Genomic DNA, 21,231 nt, shown 5'->3' on the forward strand with positions numbered 1-21,231 from the left:
GGCGGCCGTCCGCGTGTGCGAAGTGTTCGGGGAAGTCGTCGAGGTTGGCCACGGAGGCGCCGCGCCAGCCGTAGATGGCCTGGCAGGGGTCTCCGACGGCGGTCACCGGGTGGCCCGTGCCGCCGCCGAACAGGCCCGCCAAGAGGATGCGTTGGGCGACGGACGTGTCCTGGTACTCGTCGAGGAGGACCACCCTGAACTCGTCGCGCAGGATGCCGCCGACTTCGGAGCGGGTGCGGGCGAGGGTCGCCGAGAGGGCGATCTGGTCGCCGAAGTCGAGGAGGTCGCGCTCGCGCTTGGCCTTCCTGTAGCGGCTCACCAGCTCGGTCAGTTCACGCCGGGCGGCGGCCGTCTCCGGGACCTTGCGCAGGTCGGCGTTGGTGAGCTTGGCACCCTCCAGGTCGCTCAGCAGCCGGGCGTCGTACGCGCGCAGGTCCTCGGGGCGTACGAGGTGTTCGGCGAGCTCGGAGTCGAGCGTGAGGAGGTCGCTGACCAGGTCGGGGAAGGAGCGGGTGAGGGCGGGATACGGGCCCGGTGCCTCGCGCAGGACGCGTGCGGCGAGCTGGTAGCGCGTCGCGTCGGCGAGGAGGCGCGCGGTGGGTTCGAGGCCGATGCGCAGCCCGTGGTCGGTCAGCAGGTGGCCGGCGAAGGCGTGGTAGGTGGAGATCACCGGCTCGCCCGGCGGATTGTCCGGGTCGATCACGTCCGGGTCGGTGACCCCGGCCTTGATCAGGGCCTTCCGTACGCGCTCGGCGAGCTCGCCCGCCGCCTTGTTGGTGAAGGTCAGGCCGAGGACCTGCTCGGNNGCCGGAGCCGGCTCCGGCCACGATCACCTGCGGGGCGGGCGGTGCGGTGATGCAGGCCGTCTGCTCCGGGGTGAACGGGATCCCCAGGAGCTCCTTGAGCTGCTCGGGATCGGAGATACGGGATGGCACGTCAGAGAGGCTAGCCGCGCCCACTGACAGTCGGTGCCGATTCGCCGTCCGGGTCGGAGGATGCGCAGGTCAGCGCGTGTGGTGCCGTATGTCACTTCCCGTACGACTCCGGGGGTCGCGCCCGTCACTCGACGACGTGGCGTCCCTCCGGGCGCGCGCTGCACGAGGCCCGGAACGCGCAGTGCGTGCAGTGCTGCCCCGTCGTCGGCGTGAACCGTTCGTCGAGGACCTTGCCCGCGGCGGTGGCGAGCAGGTCGCCGACCCACTCCCCCTCCAGCGGCTGCTGTGCCTGCACCTTGGGCAGGGTCTCGCCGCCGTCCTTCTTGGGGGCGCCCTGGCGGAGCTGGACGAGTTCGGCACCGCCCGGCTCGGGGCGTACGCCGTCGAAGGCCTCGTCGACGGCGCCCTCGTGGACAGCGAGCTGGTAGACGGCGAGCTGCGGGTGGTGGGCCACGTCGGCGGCGCTCGGTGCCTGTTTGCCGGTCTTGAAGTCGACCACGTAGGCGCGGCCCTCGGCGTCCCGCTCGACGCGGTCCATGGAGCCGCGGATGCGCACTTCGTAGGAACCCGCTTCGAGGGTGACGTCGAAGTCGTGTTCGCTGGCCACCGGAGTGCGTTCGGCGCGGTCCATGACGTGCCACTTCAGGAAGCGTTCGAGCGCCACGCGTGCGTGCTCCTTCTCCTGTGCCGACTTCCAGGGCGCGTCGAAGGCGAGCGCCTCCCACACGGAGTCGAGGCGCTCCATGAGGACGGCGAGGTCCGCGGGCGTGCGGCCGGAGGCGACCTCGTCGGCCAGGACGTGCACCACGTTGCCGAAGCCCTGGGCGACGGTCGCCGGGGCGTCGGCCTTCACCTCGCGTCCGAGGAACCACTGCAGGGCACAGGTGTTGGCGAGTTGGTCAAGGGCGCTCCCGGAGAGCACGACGGGATGGTCGCGGTCGCGCAGCGGCACCTTGCTCTCGGTGGGTTCGTACATGCCCCACCAGCGGTAGGGGTGCGCGGACGGCACCAGGGGGCGGCCGTCCTCGTCGCCGAGCGCGGCGAGCCTGCCGAGGCGGCGGGCCGCCGCCTCCCTGAGGGTGTCCGAGACGCGGGGGTCGACCGTCGTGGCCCGCAGTTCGGCGACGAGCGCGGCGACGGACAGGGGGCGGCGGGGGCGGCCCGTTATGTCCTTGGGCTCCACGCCGAGTTCGGTGAGGAAGCGGGACGGCTGGTCGCCGTCGTCGGCGGGGGCCTTTACGGCGGTGACGACGAGGCGTTCACGCGCGCGCGTGGCGGCCACGTAGAACAGACGGCGTTCTTCGGAGAGGAGCGCTCCGGGGGTGAGCGGCTCCGCGAGACCGTCCCGTCCGATGCGGTCGGCCTCCAGGAGGGAGCCCCGACGGCGCAGATCGGGCCACAGTCCCTCCTGTACGCCCGCGACGACGACGAGCCGCCACTCCAGGCCCTTGGAGCGGTGCGCGGTCATCAGACGTACGGCGTCGGGGCGCACGGCCCTTCGGGTGAGCGTGTCGGCGGCGATGTCCTGGGCATCGACCTCCTCCAGGAAGTTGAGGGCGCCGCGGCCGCCGGTGCGCTCCTCGGCGCGGGCGGCGGTCGCGAACAGCGCGCACACGGCGTCGAGGTCACGGTCCGCGTTGCGCCCGGCCGCGCCGCCGCGCCGGGCCGCCCGCTCCAGGCGTTGCGGCCAGGGCGTGCCGTCCCACAGCTCCCAGAGCGCCTCCTCGGCGGTGCCGCCGCCCGCGAGACGCTCGCGCGCCTTGCGCAGGAGGGCGCCCAGACGCTGGGCCCCGCGCGCGTACGAGGGATCGTGGGTGACCAGCCGCTCCGGCTCGGCCAGTGCCCACGCCAGCAGTTCGTCGGACGGCGGCGGCAGATGGTTGCCCGCGGCGCGCTCCTCCTCGCGCAGGGCGCGGCCCAGGCGGCGCAGGTCGGCGGCGTCCATGCCGGCCAGCGGCGACGCGAGCAGGGTGAGCGCGGTCTCGACGTCGAGCCACGGCTTCTCCGGTACGGGCCGCTGTTCCGGGCTCTCCGCGACGGACCCCTGTTCCGGGGCCGGCTCTTCGGAGGGGCGGCTCTCGACCGGTTCGGCGCCCTCTGGTGCCGACTCTGAGTCCTCTGAGTCCTCGGGGCCAGCCTCCGCCGGTTCCTCGTCTGCCGTTGCGGGCTCCTCGCCCGCCGGGGCCGGGTCCTGTGCCGTCTCCCCCAGCTCCGCTGCGGCCACCGCCTTGAGCGCCGTCAGCAGGGGTGTCACCGCCGGTTCGTGGCGCAGTGGCAGGTCGTCGCCGTCGATGTCGAGGGGAACACCGGCCGACGTGAGCGTGCGGCGGATCGTCGGAATGGTGCGGGAACCGGCGCGTACCAGAACGGCCATCTCGTTCCACGGAACGCCGTCCTCCAGATGGGCGCGGCGCAGGATGTCCGCGATGTTGTCCAGCTCCGTACCGGAGGTCGGGTACGTGTAGACCTCCACATGGCCGCCGTCCCGTACATGGGCGAGCTCCCTGTGGGCTCGTACCTTCTCGGCCGGGAGGCGGGTCAGGGGCATCCGCTGGGTCAGCCGTCTGGTGGCTGCCAGCAGGTCCGCGCCCGACCGGCGTGACGTCCTCAGGACCTCGACCGGTGCCGGTGTGCCGTCCGCGCGCGGGAAGGTGTCCGGGAACTCCAGGATGCCGTTCACGTCGGCGCCCCGGAACGCGTAGATCGACTGGTCGGGGTCGCCGAAGGCCACCAGGGTGCGGCCACCTCCCGCGAGCGCGTGCAGGAGCCGCAGCTGCGCCGGATCGGTGTCCTGGTACTCGTCGACGAAGACCGCGTCGTACCGCTCGGCGAGGCGTTCGGCCACGCCAGGGCGCCGGGCGAGCAGTACCGCGCGGTGCACCAGTTCCGCGTAGTCGAGCACTCCTTGCATGTCGAGCACGTCGAGGTACTCGGCGAGGAAGGCGGAGGCCGCGAGCCAGTCGGGGCGGCCGATGCGCTGGGCGAAGGTCTGGAGGGCGTCGGGGCCGAGGCCCAGTTCGCGGCTGCGGGCGAGGACCGCGCGGACCTCGTCGGCGAAGCCGCGTGTCGTCAGGCAGGCACGCAGTTCGTCGGGCCAGCGCACATGGGCGAGCCCGAGCCGCTCAAGGCCGGGCTGGCCCGCGAGGAGTTCCCGTACCGCCACGTCCTGTTCGGGACCGGAGAGCAGCCGCATCGGTTCCACGAACAGGTCACTGTCCTGGTGGGCCCGGACCAGGGCGTAGCAGAAGGAGTGGAAGGTGGTCGCCTGGGGCGCGCGGGCCGCCCCTATGCGCAGCGCCATGCGGTCACGCAGTTCCACGGCGGCCTTGCGGCTGAACGTCAGTACCAGAATCCGCTCGGGGTCGGTGCCGCGCGCGATCCGGGCCGCCACGGACTCGACGAGTGTGGTCGTCTTGCCGGTGCCGGGACCTGCGAGGACGAGCAACGGACCGCTCCGGTGGTCAACCGCCGCGCGCTGTGCTGCGTCCAGCAGAGGGGGAGCCACCCGGGCCGGCGGGGTACGGACCAGCCGGTAAGCGCCACGGGTCCCCTGTCGACCCTGGGGGTACGACAGGCGCCTGACGGATGAAGAGGAGCTCACGTGGTTCGCCGGTCCTGGTGGGTGTGCTGGGGGTTGTCACGGTCGGCGCGGAACGCCTTCGTTCGCGGAACGCCTTCGTTCAGGGCTGCTGAGGGAAGCTGAGGAATCGTGCTCGGGCGACGGATGGCAGATCGGCGGCGCGAGATGGGCGGCGGCCGCGGGACGAACGTGACGCGTGCCGTCGACGCTACGCCGGTGGATGCCGTGGAAGCAGCGCTTCCCTGTGTTCCCTCCCGGCACCGGTGTCTCCCGCTTCACGAACGTACGGCATGCCCGGGGCGTGCCCGCGTTCCCCCGTACGGGTCACCTCTCCCTCTCCTCGCTCTTCCTCCGGCGGTCCTGTGCCGGGAGCTGTCGGGTGTGACCCTCCACGCGATCGCCGCCGTCCCACCGGGCCTGTTTCATGTCGATCCGCGGGAGATGGCCTTCGGAGGCCCTGCTCGCCTCCTTGAGAGGCGTGCCCTCGGTCCGGTAGTGCGCCAGTGCCTCCAGTTCGTGGCCGGGAAGCAACAGCCCGTCCGCGCGGACGACCCGCCACCACGGAACGGCTCCTCCGTAGAGGGCCATCACCCGGCCGACCTGTCGCGGGCCGCCCTCCTCCAGCCACTCCGCCACGTCTCCGTACGTCATGACGCGCCCGGGCGGAATCCGGTCGGCGACGTCGAGGACCCGCTCCGCGTACTCCGGCAAGGCGTCCGCCGGGTGGCTCTGCTCGCTCATCCGGCCCATCCTGCACCACCGCACCGACAACGTGACACGGCGGCGACTGTGCGTATCCCTCGCCCCGAAAGAGCGCTTCGGGCAGACTGTGCGCCCCCGCATTGCACCCTGATGCCCCCCTGTGTCAGCAGGGCATGCCACCATCATGCGGGCGGTTACTGGTGATACGAGACCAAGAAGAGACGATGAAACAGCAGGGTGTGCACCCCGAAGAGGCGGAGGGCACCTCTGAGGTTTCGTCGCGCCCGGATACCGGCGACGATACGGACGAGAGCCTTCCGGAATCGTCGGAGGCATCCGTGGAGGCGTCGGTGACGTCCGGGCATCCGGACACGTCCTGGAAGAAGGACATGCGCAAGGAGAGCGGAGCCGAGGAGACCGACTGCGCGGCCGACGACGCCCCCTCCGAAGAGGTCGAGGGCGACGAACCGCTGCTCCCCGCGCGCGTGCACCGTCCCTCCGACCTGATGCGCCTCCTGGTGGGCGTCCTCGCGGTCGCCATACTGCTGTCGATCGCCGCGTTCGCGCACGGCACGACGTCGGGGCTGGCGCAGGACATCAACAAGGGCACCGACGAAGCACCCGACCTGCTGATCAAGTTCGCCGGCCTCGCGTCGAGCATCGCGATCCTCCTGGTGCCGGTCGCCTTCGCCATCGAGCGGCTGATCAAGCGGGACGGGCTGCGGATCGCCGACGGCGTGCTGGCCGCGGTCCTCGCCCACGGCGTGACCCTCGCCACCGACCTGTGGGTCGCCAAGGCCGCGCCGGACTCGATCCAGAAGGCGCTCACCCAGCCCTCGCCCGGCGACATCCACGCCCTGACCGACCCGGTGCACGGCTACCTCGCGCCGGTCATCGCGTACATGACGGCCGTCGGCATGTCGCGACGGCCGCGCTGGCGTGCGGTCCTGTGGGTCGTCCTGATGCTCGACGCCTTCTCCATGCTGGTCACCGGCTACACGACCCCCTTCTCGATCATCCTCACGGTCCTGATCGGCTGGAGTGTGGCGTACGGGACGCTGTACGCGGTCGGTTCGCCGAACGTACGGCCGACGGGCCGGACCCTGATGGCGGGCCTGCGGCACGTCGGCTTCCACCCGGTGAGCGCGGCACGGGACGAGACCCCGGAGGCCCCGGACGGCGACCGCGGCCGCCGGTACTTCGTGACACTCCAGGACGGCACCCCACTGGACGTCACGGTCGTGGACCGGGAACAGCAGGCACAGGGCTTCTTCTACCGCGTGTGGCGCCGTCTGACGCTGCGCGGCATCACCACACGCCGCAGCCTCCAGTCGCTGCGCCAGGCCCTGGAGCAGGAGGCGCTCCTCGCGTACGCGGCCATCGCGGCCGGGGCCAACGCGCCGAAGCTGATCGCGACCTCCGAGCTCGGCCCGGACGCCGTGATGCTGGTCTACGAGCACATCGGCGGGCACACCCTCGACACGCTGCCGGACGAGGCCATCACCGACGACCTGCTGCGCGAGACCTGGCACCAGGTGCAGGCGCTGCAGTCGCGGCGCATCGCGCACCGCAGGCTGGCGGGTGACGCGATCCTGGTGGATCGTTCCGGCACGGTGATCCTCACGGACCTGCGCAACGGCGAGATCGCGGCCGGTGAGCTGATGCTGCGCATGGACGTGGCGCAGTTGGTGACCACACTCGGCCTGCGGGTCGGCGCGGAGCGCGCGGTGGCCTCGGCCGTCGGCGTGCTGGGCCCGGACGCGGTCGCCGACTGCCTGCCCATGCTGCAGCCGATCGCGCTCACGCGCTCCCACCGCGCGACGCTGCGGAAACTGGCCCGGGAGCGTTCGGAGCGCGAGCGCGAGGCGGTCCTGGAAGCCTCCCGGCAGGCCAGACTGGCCCGCGCCGCCGAGCACGAGGACACACCCGAAGAGACCAGACCCGTCCTCGAAAAGCCCGACAAGAAGGCCGTACGTGCCGAGCAGCGGGCCGAGAAGCGGGCGATCGACGAGGCGTTGGAGGAGGCCCGCGAGGAGGATCTGCTCACCCAGATCCGCCACCAGGTGCTGCTGATCAGGCCGCAGGCACCGGTCGAGCCGGCCCGTCTGGAGCGCATCCGCCCGCGCACGCTGATCAGTTTCATCGCGGGCGCGTTCGGCGCGTACTTCCTGCTGACGCAGCTCACGCACATCGAATTCGGCACGCTCTTCGAGAGCGCCCAGTGGGGCTGGGTCGCCGCGGCTGTGCTCTTCTCGATGCTGAGCTACTTCGCGGCGGCCATGAGTCTGCTGGGCTTCGTGCCCGAACGGGTGCCGTTCGTCCGGGCCGTGGCGGCGCAGGTCGCCGGGTCCTTCGTGAAGATCGTGGCCCCCGCGGCGGTGGGCGGCGTCGCCCTGAACACGCGGTTCCTCCAGCGCGCCGGGGTGCGGCCGGGGCTCGCGGTGGCGAGCGTCGGCGCGTCGCAGTTGTTCGGGCTCGGCTGTCACATCCTGATGCTGCTGTCGTTCGGATATCTGACCGGTACCGAGAAGACGCCCTCCTTGTCGCCGTCCCGGACGGTCATCGCCGGTCTGCTGACCGTCGCAGTCCTCGTCCTCGTGGTGACCTCGGTGCCGTTCCTGCGGAAATTCGTGGTCACGCGCGTGCGGTCGCTTTTCGCGGGTGTCGTCCCGCGCATGCTGGACGTCCTCCAGCGGCCACAGAAGCTGATCACCGGCATCGGCGGCATGCTCCTGCTGACGGCCTGTTTCGTGATGTGCCTGGACGCGTCGATCCGGGCGTTCGGCACCGAGGACATGCCCACGATCAGCATCGCCAGCGTGGCCGTCGTCTTCCTCGCCGGAAACGCGCTCGGCTCCGCGGCGCCCACCCCGGGCGGTGTGGGCGCGGTCGAGGCCACCCTGACGGTCGGTCTGATCGCGGTCGGGCTCCCCAAGGAGGTCGCGGCTCCCGCCGTGCTCCTGTACCGCCTTCTCACGCTGTGGCTGCCCGTGCTGCCGGGATGGCTGTTCTTCAACCACCTGACGCGCAAGGGCGCGCTCTAGGCCGGAGACGGACGGTCCGGGGTCGGGGGTCCGCGGGGCCGGAGTCCGGAGTCCGGGGTTCCTCACCCGCACGGCCCGCGCCCCGAGCGGCCCGTCCCGAGCGACCTCAGGATGGGAACATGCCGAATCCTTCCCCGCCGCGGGCCACCGCTCTGACCGCCACCGCCCTCCTGCTGCTGGGGGCCCTCGCCGGATGCGGCGACGACGGCGACTCCAAGGACGAGGACCTGTCGGCGCAGAAGCTCAGCTGGAAGGATTGCCCGGAGCCGTCCGCGTCCGAGGGCGGCGGGGACGCCCCGTCGCCCCTGCCGGGCGGCGACACCTGGAAGTGCGCGACCTTGAAGGCACCCCTCGACTGGGAGAAGCCCAAGGGGGACACCATCGGACTCGCGCTGATCCGCGCGGAGGCGAGCGGCCCCGAGGACCGGCGCATCGGTTCGCTGCTCTTCAACTTCGGCGGTCCGGGCGGCTCGGGCATCACCACCCTCCCCGCGTTCGGCCAGGACTACAAACAGCTGCGCACCCGCTACGACCTGGTCAGTTTCGACCCGCGCGGCGTCGGCCGCAGCGCCGGTGTGAAGTGCGAGAACGACGAACAGCTCGACGCGTACTTCCAGCAGGACGGCACCCCGGACGACGCCGCCGAACAGCGGACCCTCCTGGACAGCACGAAGAAGTTCAACAAGGCCTGCGAGAAGAACTCCGGGAAGGTCCTGCCGCACGTACGCACCACCGACGCGGCCCGCGACATGGACCTGATGCGCCAGGTCCTCGGCGACGACCGGCTGCACTACTTCGGCATCTCGTACGGCACCGAGCTGGGCGGCGTGTACGCGCATCTGTTCCCCAAGAAGGTAGGGCGGGCCGTGTTCGACGCCGTCGTGGACCCGACGCAGAACCCCGAACAGGGGTCACTCGGCCAGGCCAAGGGCTTCCAGCGCGCGCTCGACAACTTCGCCGAGGACTGCACCTCGAAGACGCAGGACTGCCCGCTCGGGGACAGTACGCAGGACGTGAAGGACCGGATCGCCAAGCTGCTCAAGGACCTCGACGGCAGGCCGATCCCGGGCGTTTTCCCCCGCAGGCTCACCCAGACCGCCGCCACCAGCGGCATCGCGCAGTCCCTGTACTCCCAGGAGTTCTGGGAGTACCTCACCGAGGGACTCCAGCAGGCGTACGACGGCGACGGCAAGGTTCTGATGCTGCTGTCCGACTCGATGAACGGGCGCGACCAGGACGGCGAGTACAGCAACATCAGCGCCGCCAACGTCTCCATCAGCTGCGCGGACGACAAACCGCGCTACACCACCGCCGACGTGCGGGCGAAGCTCCCGGAGTTCCGCAAGGCCTCTCCTCTCTTCGGCGACTATCTGGCGTGGGGCATGGTCGGCTGCACCGACTGGACCGTGGCGGGCGCCGCCGATCATCCCGACGTGAGCGCGGCCGGCTCGGCGCCGATCCTCGTGGTCGGCAACACCGGCGACCCGGCGACCCCGTACGAGGGCGCCCGGAAGATGGTGGATGCGCTGGGCAAGGGTGTCGGTGCCGAGCTGACGTACAAGGGGCAGGGGCACGGGGCGTACGACAGCGGGAACAAGTGCGTGCGCGACGCGGTGAACGGCTATCTGCTGAACGGCAGGGTCCCGTCGACCGGCACGGTCTGCTCCTGAGCGCTCGTCCGCTCTCCGGCCGGTGGGAATGCTGGGCCCGTCATGTCGCAAAACATCGGATTCAACCCACGAACCCGCAGGTCAGACAGTTATCCACAGGCCTACGCGGGGCTCGCGGAGATCTGCCTAGTATGGCCTGACTGTCATCCGCAGCATCCGGCGGACGACGATGCGAGGGGGGAAGTTCATGGCACGTATCGCACGGTGGACGGCGCTGGCCGCCGCCGCGTTGCTGGTGGCCGGCTGCAGCGGGTCGTCCGGGACCGACGACGGGAACGACGCCGACGGCGGGGCGTCGGCCGCCGGCTCTTCCTCCGGCACGACGCCGGGGCTGCCCGCCTCACTCACCTCGCAGAAGCTCGACTGGGGCGGCTGCAAGGCCACGGAGACCGGCCCCGCGCCCGGTGGGGACTGGCGGTGCGCGACGCTCAAGGTGCCGCTGGACTGGGCGAAGCCGACGGGCGAGACCATCGGCCTGGCGCTGATCCGCAGTGAGTCGAGCGGATCTTCGAAGGACCGTATCGGCTCGCTGTTGTTCAACTTCGGCGGTCCGGGCGGCTCGGGTGTCGACTACCTGCCGTCGTTCGGGCCGTCGTTCGCGAAGCTCCACGAGCGGTACGACCTGGTCAGCTGGGACCCGCGCGGCGTCGCCGCGAGCGAGGGCGTGCGCTGTCGCAGCGACAAGGAGATACAGGCCGCCGAGGCGGTCGACACCACACCGGACACCTCCGCCGAAGAGACCACGTTCCTCAAGGACGCCGCCGACTTCGGCAAGGGCTGCGAGAAGTCGGCGGGCAAGCTCCTGGGCCATGTCTCGACGACCGACACGGCCCGGGACATGGACCTGATGCGGCATGTCCTCGACGACCGGAAAATGCACTACTTCGGCATCTCGTACGGCACCGAACTGGGCGGCGTGTACGCCCACTTGTACCCCAAGAACGTGGGGCGGCTGGTCCTGGACGCGGTCGTCGACCCGAGCGCCGGCACGGTGGGCCACGCGGAGAACCAGGCCAGGGGCTTCCAGCGCGCCCTGGAGGACTACCTGAAATCCACGGGCCAGAACCCCACGCAGGGCTCCCAGAAGATCGTGGACCTGCTGAAGCGGATCGACTCGAAGCCGCTGCCGACCGCGAGCGGCCGCGACCTGACACAGCAGCTGGCCCTCACGGGCATCGTCTACCCGCTCTACAGCAAGTCGTCCTGGCCCGCTCTCACCGGCGCGCTCGAAGCCGCCGAGGACGGCGACGGTACGGAGCTGCTCGCGCAGGCCGACAGTTACAACGACCGTGACGCCTCGGGCCGCTACGGCACGACCACGCATTCCCAACGGGTCATATCGTGCTTGGACGACAAGGAGCGGCCGACGCCCGAGGAGGCGAGAAAGCGGCTCGCCGAGTTCCGGAAGATCTCGCCGGTGTTCGGGGACTCCATGGGCTGGGACACGGCCGGCTGGTGCCACGACTGGCCGGTGGCCGGGCAGCACGAGACGCCGGAGGTGAGCGCGGCCGGCGCGGAGCCCGTGCTGGTGGTGGGCAACACCGGCGACCCGGCGACACCGTACGAGGGTGCTCGCAAGATGGCGGACGAGCTGGGCAAGGGGGTCGGTGTGCAGCTCACCTGGAAGGGCGAGGGGCACGGCGCGTACGGGAGCGGGAGCAGCTGCGTCGACAGCACGGTGGACGACTACCTGCTGGACGGATCGGTGCCGGACGACGGCAAGGTCTGCGGTTCGTAGGGCCCGCAGGCTTCGCAGCGGCCCCTGCCGCCGGGACGGCGGAAACGCATCGCTCCCAGGTGCCGGAGAGGGGCCCGGCGCACGCGGCGCCGAGCCCCTCTCCATGCAGTGAGTGCCCAGGTCCTGTCCTAGTAGATCGGCTTCTCCGGTTCGATCTGGTTGACCCAGCCGATCACGCCGCCGCCCACGTGCACGGCGTCGGCGAATCCAGCCGACTTGAGGACCGCGAGGACCTCCGCGCTGCGGACACCCGTCTTGCAGTGCAGGACGATCTTCTTGTCCTGCGGGAGGGTCTCCAGGGCGGTGCCCATGAGGAACCCGTCCTTCGGGATCAGCTTGGCGCCGGGGATCGAGACGATCTCGTACTCGTTGATCTCGCGGACGTCGATGATCTCGATGTTCTCGCCGTCGTCGATCCACTCCTTGAGCTGCTTGGGAGTGATCGTCGAGCCGGCGGCCGCCGCCTGGGCCTCTTCGGAGACGACGCCGCAGAAGGCCTCGTAGTCGATGAGTTCGGTGACGGTGGGGTTCTCGCCGCAGACCGCGCAGTCGGGGTCCTTGCGGACCTTGACCTGGCGGTACTGCATCTCCAGGGCGTCGTAGATCATCAGGCGGCCGACGAGCGGCTCACCGATGCCCGCGAGGAGCTTGATGGCCTCGTTGACCTGGATGGAGCCGATGGACGCGCACAGCACGCCGAGGACACCGCCCTCGGCGCAGGAGGGAACCATGCCGGGGGGCGGGGGCTCCGGGTAGAGGCAGCGGTAGCAGGGCCCGTGCTCGGACCAGAACACGGAGGCCTGGCCGTCGAAGCGGTAGATCGAGCCCCAGACGTACGGCTTGTTGAGCAGCACGCACGCGTCGTTGACCAGGTAGCGGGTCGCGAAGTTGTCCGTGCCGTCGACGATCAGGTCGTACTGGCTGAAGATCTCCATCACGTTCTCGGCCTCAAGCCGCTCTTCGTGAAGGACAACGTTCACATAGGGGTTGATGCCGAGCACGCTGTCGCGGGCCGACGCGGCCTTGGAGCGGCCGATGTCCGCCTGGCTGTGGATGATCTGGCGCTGCAGGTTCGACTCGTCGACCTCGTCGAACTCCACGATGCCGAGCGTGCCCACGCCTGCTGCGGCCAGGTACATCAGCGCCGGCGAGCCCAGACCGCCGGCGCCCACACAGAGCACCTTGGCGTTCTTCAGCCGCTTCTGCCCGTCCATGCCCACGTCGGGGATGATCAGGTGGCGGGAGTACCTGCGGACCTCGTCTACGGTGAGCTCAGCAGCTGGCTCGACCAGGGGTGGCAGCGACACGGGGACTCCGTTGGTCGGTCAATCACTACAGTTGTTCTCCTCGTAACACTGCCACGCCCTTCTTCATTCCGAGACACCCGTTCCGATCCGCGAGACGAGTGTGTCCCAGTACCCGGGCAGACTCTCCCAGGGGCCGGCCGAACCTCCGCGGTCCGTGCGGTCGGTGAAGTAGATCGTCGAGGCGCCCTGCCAGCGGGCGATGCGCAGAGCCTCGTCCAGGTGCCCGCGGGGCACACCGTGCACGAAGTGGCAGAAGTGCTCGGGCGGGTACTCGGCGGTCCACTCCGCCACCTGCGACCAGCGGTAGTCGCGCCAGGGCCCGGAGAAGGTCACCAACTGGTCGGCGGTTTCGGCGTAACCGGGATACGGGTGCGTGCCGTGGCCGAGGACGAGGTGGCCGCCTCCGAGGAGTGCTCGCAGGGTGCCGGTCGTGCGCCGGATCTCCGGGAGCGCTGTCCGCTCCGTGGGACAGCGGTCCAGGAGGAAGCCGTCGACCTGGTACCAGTCGAGATAGTGGTGCGCGTCGGAGACGAGTTCGCCGAAGGCGCGTGCGCCGTACGTCACGTCCAGGTGGCCGAGGACGCGGACGCCCGCGTTGCGCAGGCGTCCGGCGGCTTCCAGACAGTGCGGGTCGGGGCGCGCGCCGGGCCCGTCGGAGACGTTCAGGACGACCCAGTGCAAGGGGGCGCCGGGGCGGGTGAGTTCGCTCCATTCGACCGGGGCGACCAGGGGGTGCGCATAGCCGGGGACACCGAAGCCGACCCCCAGGTCCGTGGTGGCGGTGCCCGTCGCGGTGCTGGTCAGATACGGCATGCGGCCTCCATCCAGATATCGGCGAGGGATTCCTCAAGGGTGATGCGGGGCCGCCAGCCGAGCCGGTCGCGTGCGGTGCGCACGTCGGCCTGCTGCCAGCTGCCGCAGCCGTCCGGGTACGGATAGGCGGCCGGGGCCGGATGTTCCGTTTCGGAGCGGGGGTGGCCGATGGACGGCCTGGTGGGGCCGGAGGGTCCGTCGAGTTCGTGGAGGGCTCCGCCGTATCCGGCGACGCGCGCGAGGACGGAGGCGGCGTCGCGCAGGCGTACGGCACGGCCGGATCCGATGTTGATGACGCCCTGTGCGGCGGAGAGGGAGGCGGCATGGACGGCACGGGCGACGTCGCGTACGTCGATGAAGTCGCGCTGGACGCCGAGTCCGGCGAGTTTCAGTTCGCCGTCGCCGGACTGCATGGCGCGGCGCATGGCTTCGGCGAGACGTCCCAGGGGGGAGCCCGCCGGGGTGCCGGGTCCGGCGGGCGAGAACACCCGCAGGACGACGGCGTCCAGGCCGGATCCGAGGACCAGTTCGGTGGCGGCGAGCTTGCTGACGCCGTAGGGGCCGCCGGGGCGGGGCACGGCGTCCTCGGCCGTGGAGGACCCGGACTGGCTGGGGCCGTACTCCGCGCCGCAGCCGATCTGCACGAGGCGTGCCCCGCATCCGCTGCGGCGCAGGGCCTCGCAGACGGTGGCGACGGCGACGGTGTTGTGCCGCGTGAGGTCGCGGGCACCGCCGCGGGTGGCACCGGCGCAGTTGACGACGACGCCGGGGTGCACCGCGTCCAGGAAGCGGGTGAGCGCTCCGGGGCTGCCGCTGGCGAGGTCGAAGCGTACGTCCGCGTCGTCGCCCCTGCCGAGCACGGTGAGCTGCACGGCCGGGTCGGCGAGGAGACGGTCGGCGACGAACCGGCCCAGGTATCCGTTGGCTCCGATCAGCAGCACCCTCATCGGGCGGCTCCGGGGGCGGACTCTCCGATGCGGAGGGTGATCATCTGGCGTTCTCCTTCAGGGTTTTGCCATGGGTCGTGCGGGAGGCCCGCGGTGTCGGCTCCGCGGGAAGGGGTGCACTCGGCAGGGGTGCCGAGAGTCGGTGGCGGTTCACGGCGTCGTGCCGCGGGCCGCGTGGGCCGAGGCCCGGGTGAGGGTCCTGGTCGCGTGGAGCAGGAGGACGAGCGCCGCGGCCCCGCACGCGAGAGCAGGGACCGCGCCCGTCCCCCAGGCGTCGGTCAGCGTCTCGACGGGCCTGGCCAGCGCCCGGCCGCCGGGCAGGCGGCCCGCGTAGACACTCAGGAGCGCCGCCGTCTCGATCAGACCCGCGGTCGCGACGACCACGGCGGGGGCGTGTGTGAATCCGTGCACGGTGAGAAGCCGGGCGAGCAGGAGGAGCGCGCCGAGGGTGCCGGCTCCGGCGTATGCGACGGGCTCGTCCAGCACCGCCCCGCTCAGGGCGAGCAGTCCGCCGAGGGCGCAGAGGAACAGCCCGAACACGCCCAGGAGCAGGGGTTTCACGGAGGCGGCGAACTCTTCCAGGGCCCGGCTGGTGGTCAGTCGGCGGCGGGCGCGTACGGCGAAGAAGTGCGCGCACCAGGCCGCCGGGGCGCAGGCCGCGGCGAGGGCCAGGACGGACGTGAGGGCGATCGGCCAGGGGCTGTCGGAGCCACCGGTGGGCAGTCCTTCGGGGCCGCCCTCGATGCCGGCGGCGAGCAGGCCGTCGCCGAGGAGGGCGTAGGCGACGAGCCACCAGGTCCACGCGCGCGTGGACGGTGTCGGGGACCATGCCCAGGTGGCGTGCAGGGGGCCGCGGCTGAGGGCCGCGCGCAGGCCGAGGGCCACGGCGAGTACGCCCACGACGGTCACCGCGAGGCGCGGCCGCCCCTCCGTGTACCGCAGCCCGGCCACGACTGCCGCGCACAGGAAGCCCGGCAGCAGCGTGAGTACGGCCCAGTCGGCACGCGCCCCGAGGGGATCGGGCGCCTCGGACCGCGATGCCGCGCCTCCGGTACTCCCGGTGCTCCCGGTGCTCCCGGTGCTCCCGGTACTTCCAGTGCTGCCAGTGCTGCCAGTGCTGCCAGTGCTGTCGGTTTTCCCTGGGTCCTCGGTGCCTTCAGTGCCTTCGGTGTCTTCGGTGCGGTCTTCTGCCCGGGGGGCTCGCGCGTACATCTCCTCGGCGAGCGAGAAGACGTCCCGGTGCCGGAAGTGCGTGGCGGTCCGGTCGGTCACACCGTGCGCCTCCAGGCCCGCCGCGATCTCCAGCGGGTCCACCGCGCGCTCGCACAGCTGCCGGTGGCGGTGCATCAGGGCCTTCACCGGGTCGGCGGCACCGCGAGGGGCGGAGGGCACACGGTCGGCGGGGGTTTCCTCCGTGACCGTCACGGCGTCCCACTCGGACCGGACATCCGGCGTCGTCGACGGTCCCTGCCACGCGTGTGCGACGCGGGGCTCGCCCAGTCGGACGTCCGCGATCCTCGACTCGCCGAGCTGAACGTCCACCACGCGTGTCTCTCCCGCCTGGACGTCCACCACCCTCGTCTCGCCCACCTCGGCGCCCACGCCCCGCAGGTCCCCGATCCGTCGCGCGCTCACCACGCCCCCTCCCCTACGGGCACCGGCGCGCCCGGAACGGCGGACGCGCCCCGTACCGGCGGTCCCGCCGCCCAGGTCGGTCCCGGCCTCCTGGCCGCCGGGCGCGTCCCGGGCTCCGGCCACCGCCGTCCCGGCACGTGTGCCTCGGCGGGCAGGCCGAACGGCAGGGGCTCACCTGATGCGCCGACGACCACCCGCCGGGCGGGACAGCGCGAGAGGATCTCAAGGTAAATGCCGTGAAATGCCGTGATGTTCTGCTCGACGCTGAACAGTTCGAGTGCCCGTGCGCGGGCGGCGGCGCCGAGGCGCGACCGGCGTTCGGGGTCGCGCAGCAGGGCGACGCACGCCTCGGCGAGCGCCCGCGGATTGCGCGGCGGGACCACGAGCCCCGTACCGCCGATGACCTCGACGACCGCGCCGACGTCCGTGGACACCGTGGCGCGTCCGGAGAACATCGCTTCGACGAGGCTGATCGGGAAGCCTTCGACGACGCTGGACAGGACGACGAGGGCGCCCGCCGCGTACGCCTCCGGGAGGGTCGGTGCCTGCGGACCGCCGATCTCCTCGAAGGAGACCGGGTGGTCGCCGACGGCGCGTATGCCGGCGGCCTCGTACCCGTACTCGTAGGGGAGCAGCCGCGCGGCCAGTGCCTTGCAGTGCGCCAGGTAGGTGGCGCCCTCCGGCCCTTCGGCGGGGGCGCCGATGATCCGCAGCCGAGCCTTCGGCTCCGCCTTGCGGATCTCCGCGAAGGCGTGCAGCAGCGAGGTCAGGTCCTTGGCGGGCTCGATGCGCCCGACCCACACCAGGGTGTGCGGATCGGCGGCGCATTCGCCGCTGTCGCCCACCTCCGAGAAGCGGGACGCGTCCATGCCGGGATAGACGGTACGGATTCTGGCCCGGTCGGCGCCGCAGCGCTCCTGCCAGCGGCGGGCGTGCGTGTTGCCGGGTGTGATGACCGTGGCCCGGCGGTACGCCTCGGCGGCGAGCCGGCCGTGGAAGGCCGCGAGCAGTGCCCGTGCCGGAGTGGACGCCACGCGCCCCTCCAGATCCTCGCGCGAGCCCAGATAGTGCGCGCGCAGTTGCACCCCGTACTCCGTGAGGAGCAGCGGTATGCCCGAGAAGTGGTGTGCGAGCAGCCCCGGCAGGGCCGCGACGCCGCCGGACGTGGCGTGGCACAGGTCGACCGAGTCGAGCCCGTCGTCCTCGTACCAGTCGAGGGAGAGGGGACGCAGCGCGCGTTCCACCTGGGCGGCGACGGTGAGCAGGTCGGGCACGCGCGCGGTACGGGCGGCCCGCAGTGCGCCGGGCGCACGGCAGGCGTGTTCGAGGGCGCGCACTGCGGTCTCCGAGCGGAGGGCGCCGACCAGGCCGCCCTCGTCCCGGGCCAGTTCGGCAAGCCCGTACAGCGCGCTGCCGAAACGGTCCGCCACACCGGCCGAGGCGTTCTCCACGGCGCCGCCGAGTGCGTCGCCCGCGCATATGGCCGCCGCCAACTCCCCGTAACACTCGGCGAATCGGCGCCGGACCCGTCGTCCGTATCCGACGCCGTCGACGTCCGCCGTCCACAGCGGGGCGGTGCGTACCCGGCTGACCTGGGAGGGGAGCCGGATCCAGCCCTCGTCCTCCTGCTGCTCGCTGCGGCTCAGGGCGTAGATGTCGAACTCGTGCTGCCCGAGCCCGCGCACGAGCCGGTCGCACCAGAGCCTGGCCTCACCGCTCACATACGGATAGCCACCCTCCGTAAGCAGTCCGATGCGCACGAGCGCACCCCCGATCTCCCGTATGGGGAGCCGCCGTTGACCCGGCGGCTCGCAGCGGGACGAACGTATGCGGACATGGCGGTGGTGCGATGGACGGTTGTCCATCGCACCACCAAAAGGGGTGAACGGTCGTAACTTTCCCGTGCGGGTCGCGTTCCGTCGCGCTAAGAGATCAACCGAACACGTTTCGTCATACCGCGGCCGGTTGTCGGCGGGCGGCTCGACGGGCCGCGCGGCGGGCGGCGGCGACCGCCGGGTCCAGCGCGGGGACGGCGGCGAGCAGCTGCTTCGTGTACGGGTCCCGGGGCGACTCGTACACCTCGTCGGCGGGCCCGTACTCGACGATCCGGCCGCGGCGCATCACGGCGACCCGGTCGCTGACCTGGCGTACGACGGCGAGGTCGTGCGCGACGAAGACCAGGGCGAGGCCGAGTTCCCGTCGCAGTTCGTCGAGGAGGGCGACCACCTGGGCCTGGGTGGTGACGTCGAGTGCGGAGACCGGTTCGTCACACACGATGACCCGCGGGTCGGCGGCGAGTGCCCGCGCGATGCCCACGCGTTGTCGCTGGCCGCCGCTGAACTCGTGCGGGTAGCGGTCGTAGTGGTCCCCTTCGAGCCCCACTCGCTCCAGCAGTTCCCGTACGCGTCCCCGGATCAGCCCTTCGTCGCTCCCCCGTTCCCTTCCCCGTTCCCTTCCCCGTTCTCTCCCCAGTTCTTTCCCTCTCTCGCCTCCTTGCTGTCGGGTTCGCTCGTGCGCGGGGGCCCGCATCATCCGTGCCCGCAGGGGGTCGGCGATCGACTCGCCCACGCTGCGACGGGGGTTGAGGGAGGAGACGGGGTCCTGGAAGACCATCTGCACGTCGGGATGCACCCCGCCGCCGGGGCTGATGCTCCCCGCCGTCGGTTCCAGCAGCCCGACCAGCATGCGGCCCAACGTCGTCTTGCCGCTGCCGCTCTCCCCCACGATGCCGAGCGCCTCGCCCCGGCGGACGGTGAGCGACACGTCGTCGACGGCCGCGAACGCCCGCTTACCGCGCCCGAACTCACGCCGCAGACCGACCGCTTCCAGCACGACCGCCTCCGGCGCGGCCTCCTCCGCCGGGGTGCCGGCTGCCGGTCCTGACCTCGTACGGCGTGCGTCCACGCGTGGTACCGCGCCCAGCAGTTCGCGGGTGTAGGACTCCGTGGGCTTTCCGAGGACCGTGGCGACGGGTCCGTGTTCGACCACGCGTCCGTGCCGCATGACCAGGATCTCGTCGACGCTCTCGGCGGCGACGCCCACGTCGTGCGTGACGAGCAGCAGGCCCATCCCGGTCTCCTCGCGCAGCGTGTGCAGCAGGTCGAGGATCTGGGCCTGCACGGTCACGTCCAGCGCGGTGGTCGGCTCGTCGGCGATCAGCAGGTCCGGCTCACAGGCCAGCGCCATGGCGATCAGCGCGCGCTGGCGCATCCCGCCGCTGAACTCGTGCGGACGCGACCGCGACCGCCGCCCCGCGTCCGGTATCCCGACCCGGTCCAGTACCTCCACGGCACGCGCGCGTGCCGCGCGCCGCGACGCACGCGTGTGCACGCGGTACACCTCGGCGATCTGGTCCCCGATCGCGTAGTACGGGTCGAGGGACGACAGCGGGTCCTGGAAGACCATCGCGGCCCCCGCGCCGCGCAGCCGCCGAAGCTCGTCGTCCGACGCCCGCTGTACGTCGACGCCGGCGACTTCGACCGACCCGCCGACCCGCGCGCCCGTGCCGCGGTGCAGCCCCAGCAGGGCCGAGGCGACCGTGGACTTGCCCGACCCCGACTCGCCGACCAGGGCGAGCGCGGCGCCCCTGTCCAGCCGGAAGGAGAGCCCGTCGACGGCGCGCAGTTCGCCGAATCCGACGGTGAGCTCAGAGACTTCGACCAGGCTCGTACCGCCCGTACCGCCCGTACCGCCCGTACCGCCCGTACGGCCCGTACGGCCCATGGGACTTATGGACCTCGTGCGACTCATGCCAGTACCACCCGTCGGTCGGCCACCGCGTAGAGCACGTCCGCGAGGGCGTTGGCGATGACGACGAAGAATCCGATGACCAGGACCATCCCGACGACCACGGGAAGGTCGACGACGTCGACGGCGTGGACCAGTTCCCTTCCGATACCGGGCAGGCCGAAGAGCGTCTCGGTGAGCACCGCACCGCCGACGGCCGAGCCGACGTTGTTGGCGTTCAGCGCGATGACCGGGGCGAACGCCCCGCGCAGCGCGTGCCGCCCGATGACCGAGCGCTCACCGACGCCGTACGCCCGGAAGGTACGGATGTGGTCCTCGGCCAGCGTCTCCAGCATCGACGCCCTGGTCAGCCGGGCGAACGCGGCGGCTTCGATGAGGGCGAGCGAGAGCCATGGCAGCAGCAGGTTCCACGCCCACTGTTCGGGGTCGTCGGTGAAGTTCACGTACTGCGGGAAGGGCAGCAGTTCCAGTTCGCCGCAGACGACGATCATCAGGACCAGGCCGATGACGAAGACGGGCGTGGCCACGCCCACGAGCGTGATGCCGGTCAGCACCCGCTCGGAGAGCCGGCCGCGCCGCCATGCCGAGAGCACGCCGGTGCCGACGCCGAGGATCAGCCACATCACCATGGCCCCGAACACGAGCGACAGGCTGACCGGCAGCTTCGCCAGGATCAGCTTGGTGACCTGCTGGTCGCTCTGGTACGACAGCCCGAGGCAGGGCGCCGGGCAGTGCTGCACCGAGGTGCCGGTCGAGTAGTCCTGGCCGGCGACGAGCCCTGCCAGGAAGTGCCAGTAGCGCACGTACAGCGGGTCGTCGAGGTGCAGNNCAGGTGATCTGGGCGACGTTGCCGGGGGTGACGTAGAAGACCACGTAGATGATCACCGAGATGGCGAGCAGGGTGATCAGGGTGCCGACGACCCGCCGCAGGACGAACCCCGCGAAGCCGCTCATGAGGCACCTCCCCGCTCCGACTCGCCGACCGACACCCGAGACCCACCGGGCTCCGCGGACCTGCCGGGCTCCGCAGATCCGCCAGGCCCTGTGAACCCGCCAGGCTCCGTAGACCCGCCGGGCCTCTTGGCCGCCCCAGCCCCCTTGTCCGCCCCGGCC

12 protein-coding genes and 2 pseudogenes are annotated in these 21,231 nt (G+C 71.5%); 3 read left to right on the plus strand and 11 right to left on the minus strand.

Annotation, left to right across the window (positions count from 1 at the left end; translation table 11 throughout):
* From AOK01_RS22215 to AOK01_RS22225, 3 genes and pseudogenes are all read right to left on the minus strand, one after another.
* Positions 1–804 (minus strand): annotated as a pseudogene (locus AOK01_RS22215) (UvrD-helicase domain-containing protein); the annotation flags it as partial.
* 255 nt (positions 805–1,059) lie between these two features.
* On the minus strand, positions 1,060–4,536 hold the full coding sequence (locus AOK01_RS22220; RefSeq protein WP_079103656.1) for an ATP-dependent helicase: 3,477 nt from the start codon (positions 4,534–4,536) through the stop codon (positions 1,060–1,062).
* A 303-nt stretch (positions 4,537–4,839) separates the two neighbouring features.
* Positions 4,840–5,265, minus strand: coding sequence for an MGMT family protein (locus tag AOK01_RS22225; RefSeq protein WP_382033362.1), 426 nt, complete (start codon positions 5,263–5,265; stop codon positions 4,840–4,842).
* A gap of 176 nt (positions 5,266–5,441) precedes the next feature.
* On the opposite strand from AOK01_RS22225, the gene AOK01_RS22230 reads away from it, so the two are divergent.
* The 3 genes from AOK01_RS22230 (at position 5,442) to AOK01_RS22240 (ending at position 11,669) form a co-directional block, all read left to right on the plus strand.
* Positions 5,442–8,261 carry a lysylphosphatidylglycerol synthase transmembrane domain-containing protein gene (locus AOK01_RS22230; protein ID WP_055514416.1) on the plus strand — a complete coding sequence of 940 codons (2,820 nt, stop codon included), beginning with the start codon at positions 5,442–5,444 and terminating at the stop codon, positions 8,259–8,261.
* Positions 8,262–8,380: 119 nt separating this feature from the next.
* Positions 8,381–9,931 carry an alpha/beta hydrolase gene (locus AOK01_RS22235; RefSeq protein WP_055514418.1) on the plus strand — a complete coding sequence of 517 codons (1,551 nt, stop codon included), beginning with the start codon at positions 8,381–8,383 and terminating at the stop codon, positions 9,929–9,931.
* 187 nt (positions 9,932–10,118) lie between these two features.
* A complete protein-coding gene (locus tag AOK01_RS22240) occupies positions 10,119–11,669 on the plus strand; it encodes an alpha/beta hydrolase (protein WP_055514420.1) in 1,551 nt (516 codons plus the stop codon).
* A 128-nt stretch (positions 11,670–11,797) separates the two neighbouring features.
* Here AOK01_RS22240 and moeZ read toward each other — a convergent pair whose 3' ends face one another.
* The 8 genes and pseudogenes from moeZ to AOK01_RS45265 form a co-directional block, all read right to left on the minus strand.
* The gene (gene moeZ / locus AOK01_RS22245; protein WP_055514422.1) at positions 11,798–12,976 is read right to left on the minus strand and encodes an adenylyltransferase/sulfurtransferase MoeZ; all 1,179 of its coding nucleotides are present in this window, start codon (positions 12,974–12,976) and stop codon (positions 11,798–11,800) included.
* A 63-nt stretch (positions 12,977–13,039) separates the two neighbouring features.
* Positions 13,040–13,789 (minus strand): spherulation-specific family 4 protein, encoded by a 750-nt coding sequence (locus tag AOK01_RS22250; RefSeq protein WP_055514424.1) that lies wholly within the window; start codon positions 13,787–13,789, stop codon positions 13,040–13,042.
* Entirely contained in the window at positions 13,777–14,736 is a 960-nt protein-coding gene (locus AOK01_RS22255) for an NAD-dependent epimerase/dehydratase family protein (protein ID WP_055514426.1), read from the minus strand. The genes AOK01_RS22250 and AOK01_RS22255 overlap by 13 nt, the downstream gene beginning before the upstream one ends.
* A gap of 150 nt (positions 14,737–14,886) precedes the next feature.
* Positions 14,887–16,161 (minus strand): hypothetical protein, encoded by a 1,275-nt coding sequence (locus tag AOK01_RS41520; protein ID WP_342671056.1) that lies wholly within the window; start codon positions 16,159–16,161, stop codon positions 14,887–14,889.
* 206 nt (positions 16,162–16,367) lie between these two features.
* Complete coding sequence (locus tag AOK01_RS22265; protein WP_055514428.1) at positions 16,368–18,131, minus strand: DUF3492 domain-containing protein; 1,764 nt, start codon at positions 18,129–18,131, stop codon at positions 16,368–16,370.
* A 190-nt stretch (positions 18,132–18,321) separates the two neighbouring features.
* Entirely contained in the window at positions 18,322–20,094 is a 1,773-nt protein-coding gene (locus tag AOK01_RS22270) for a dipeptide ABC transporter ATP-binding protein (protein ID WP_055514430.1), read from the minus strand.
* 23 nt (positions 20,095–20,117) lie between these two features.
* The coding region (locus tag AOK01_RS22275; RefSeq protein ID WP_245702364.1) for an ABC transporter permease at positions 20,118–20,945 on the minus strand (828 nt) is incomplete at its 5' end.
* Between the two features lie 2 nt (positions 20,946–20,947).
* A pseudogene (locus AOK01_RS45265) lies at positions 20,948–21,072 on the minus strand (ABC transporter permease); the annotation flags it as partial.
* Between the last annotated feature and the right edge of the window lie 159 nt (positions 21,073–21,231).

The organism is Streptomyces aurantiacus (assembly GCF_001418335.1).
In the GTDB taxonomy this organism is placed as follows: domain Bacteria; phylum Actinomycetota; class Actinomycetes; order Streptomycetales; family Streptomycetaceae; genus Streptomyces; species Streptomyces aurantiacus.

Excerpts from the sequence above, each read along its gene's own strand:
- AOK01_RS22225 (WP_382033362.1), bottom strand. The coding sequence starts at position 5,265 with ATGGGCCGGATGAGCGAGCAGAGCCACCCGGCGGACGCCTTGCCGGAG.
- AOK01_RS22230 (WP_055514416.1), top strand. The coding sequence starts at position 5,442 with ATGAAACAGCAGGGTGTGCACCCCGAAGAGGCGGAGGGCACCTCTGAG.
- AOK01_RS22235 (WP_055514418.1), top strand. The coding sequence starts at position 8,381 with ATGCCGAATCCTTCCCCGCCGCGGGCCACCGCTCTGACCGCCACCGCC.
- AOK01_RS22240 (WP_055514420.1), top strand. The coding sequence starts at position 10,119 with ATGGCACGTATCGCACGGTGGACGGCGCTGGCCGCCGCCGCGTTGCTG.
- AOK01_RS22250 (WP_055514424.1), bottom strand. The coding sequence starts at position 13,789 with ATGCCGTATCTGACCAGCACCGCGACGGGCACCGCCACCACGGACCTG.
- AOK01_RS22255 (WP_055514426.1), bottom strand. The coding sequence starts at position 14,736 with ATGAGGGTGCTGCTGATCGGAGCCAACGGATACCTGGGCCGGTTCGTC.
- AOK01_RS22270 (WP_055514430.1), bottom strand. The coding sequence starts at position 20,094 with ATGGGCCGTACGGGCCGTACGGGCGGTACGGGCGGTACGGGCGGTACG.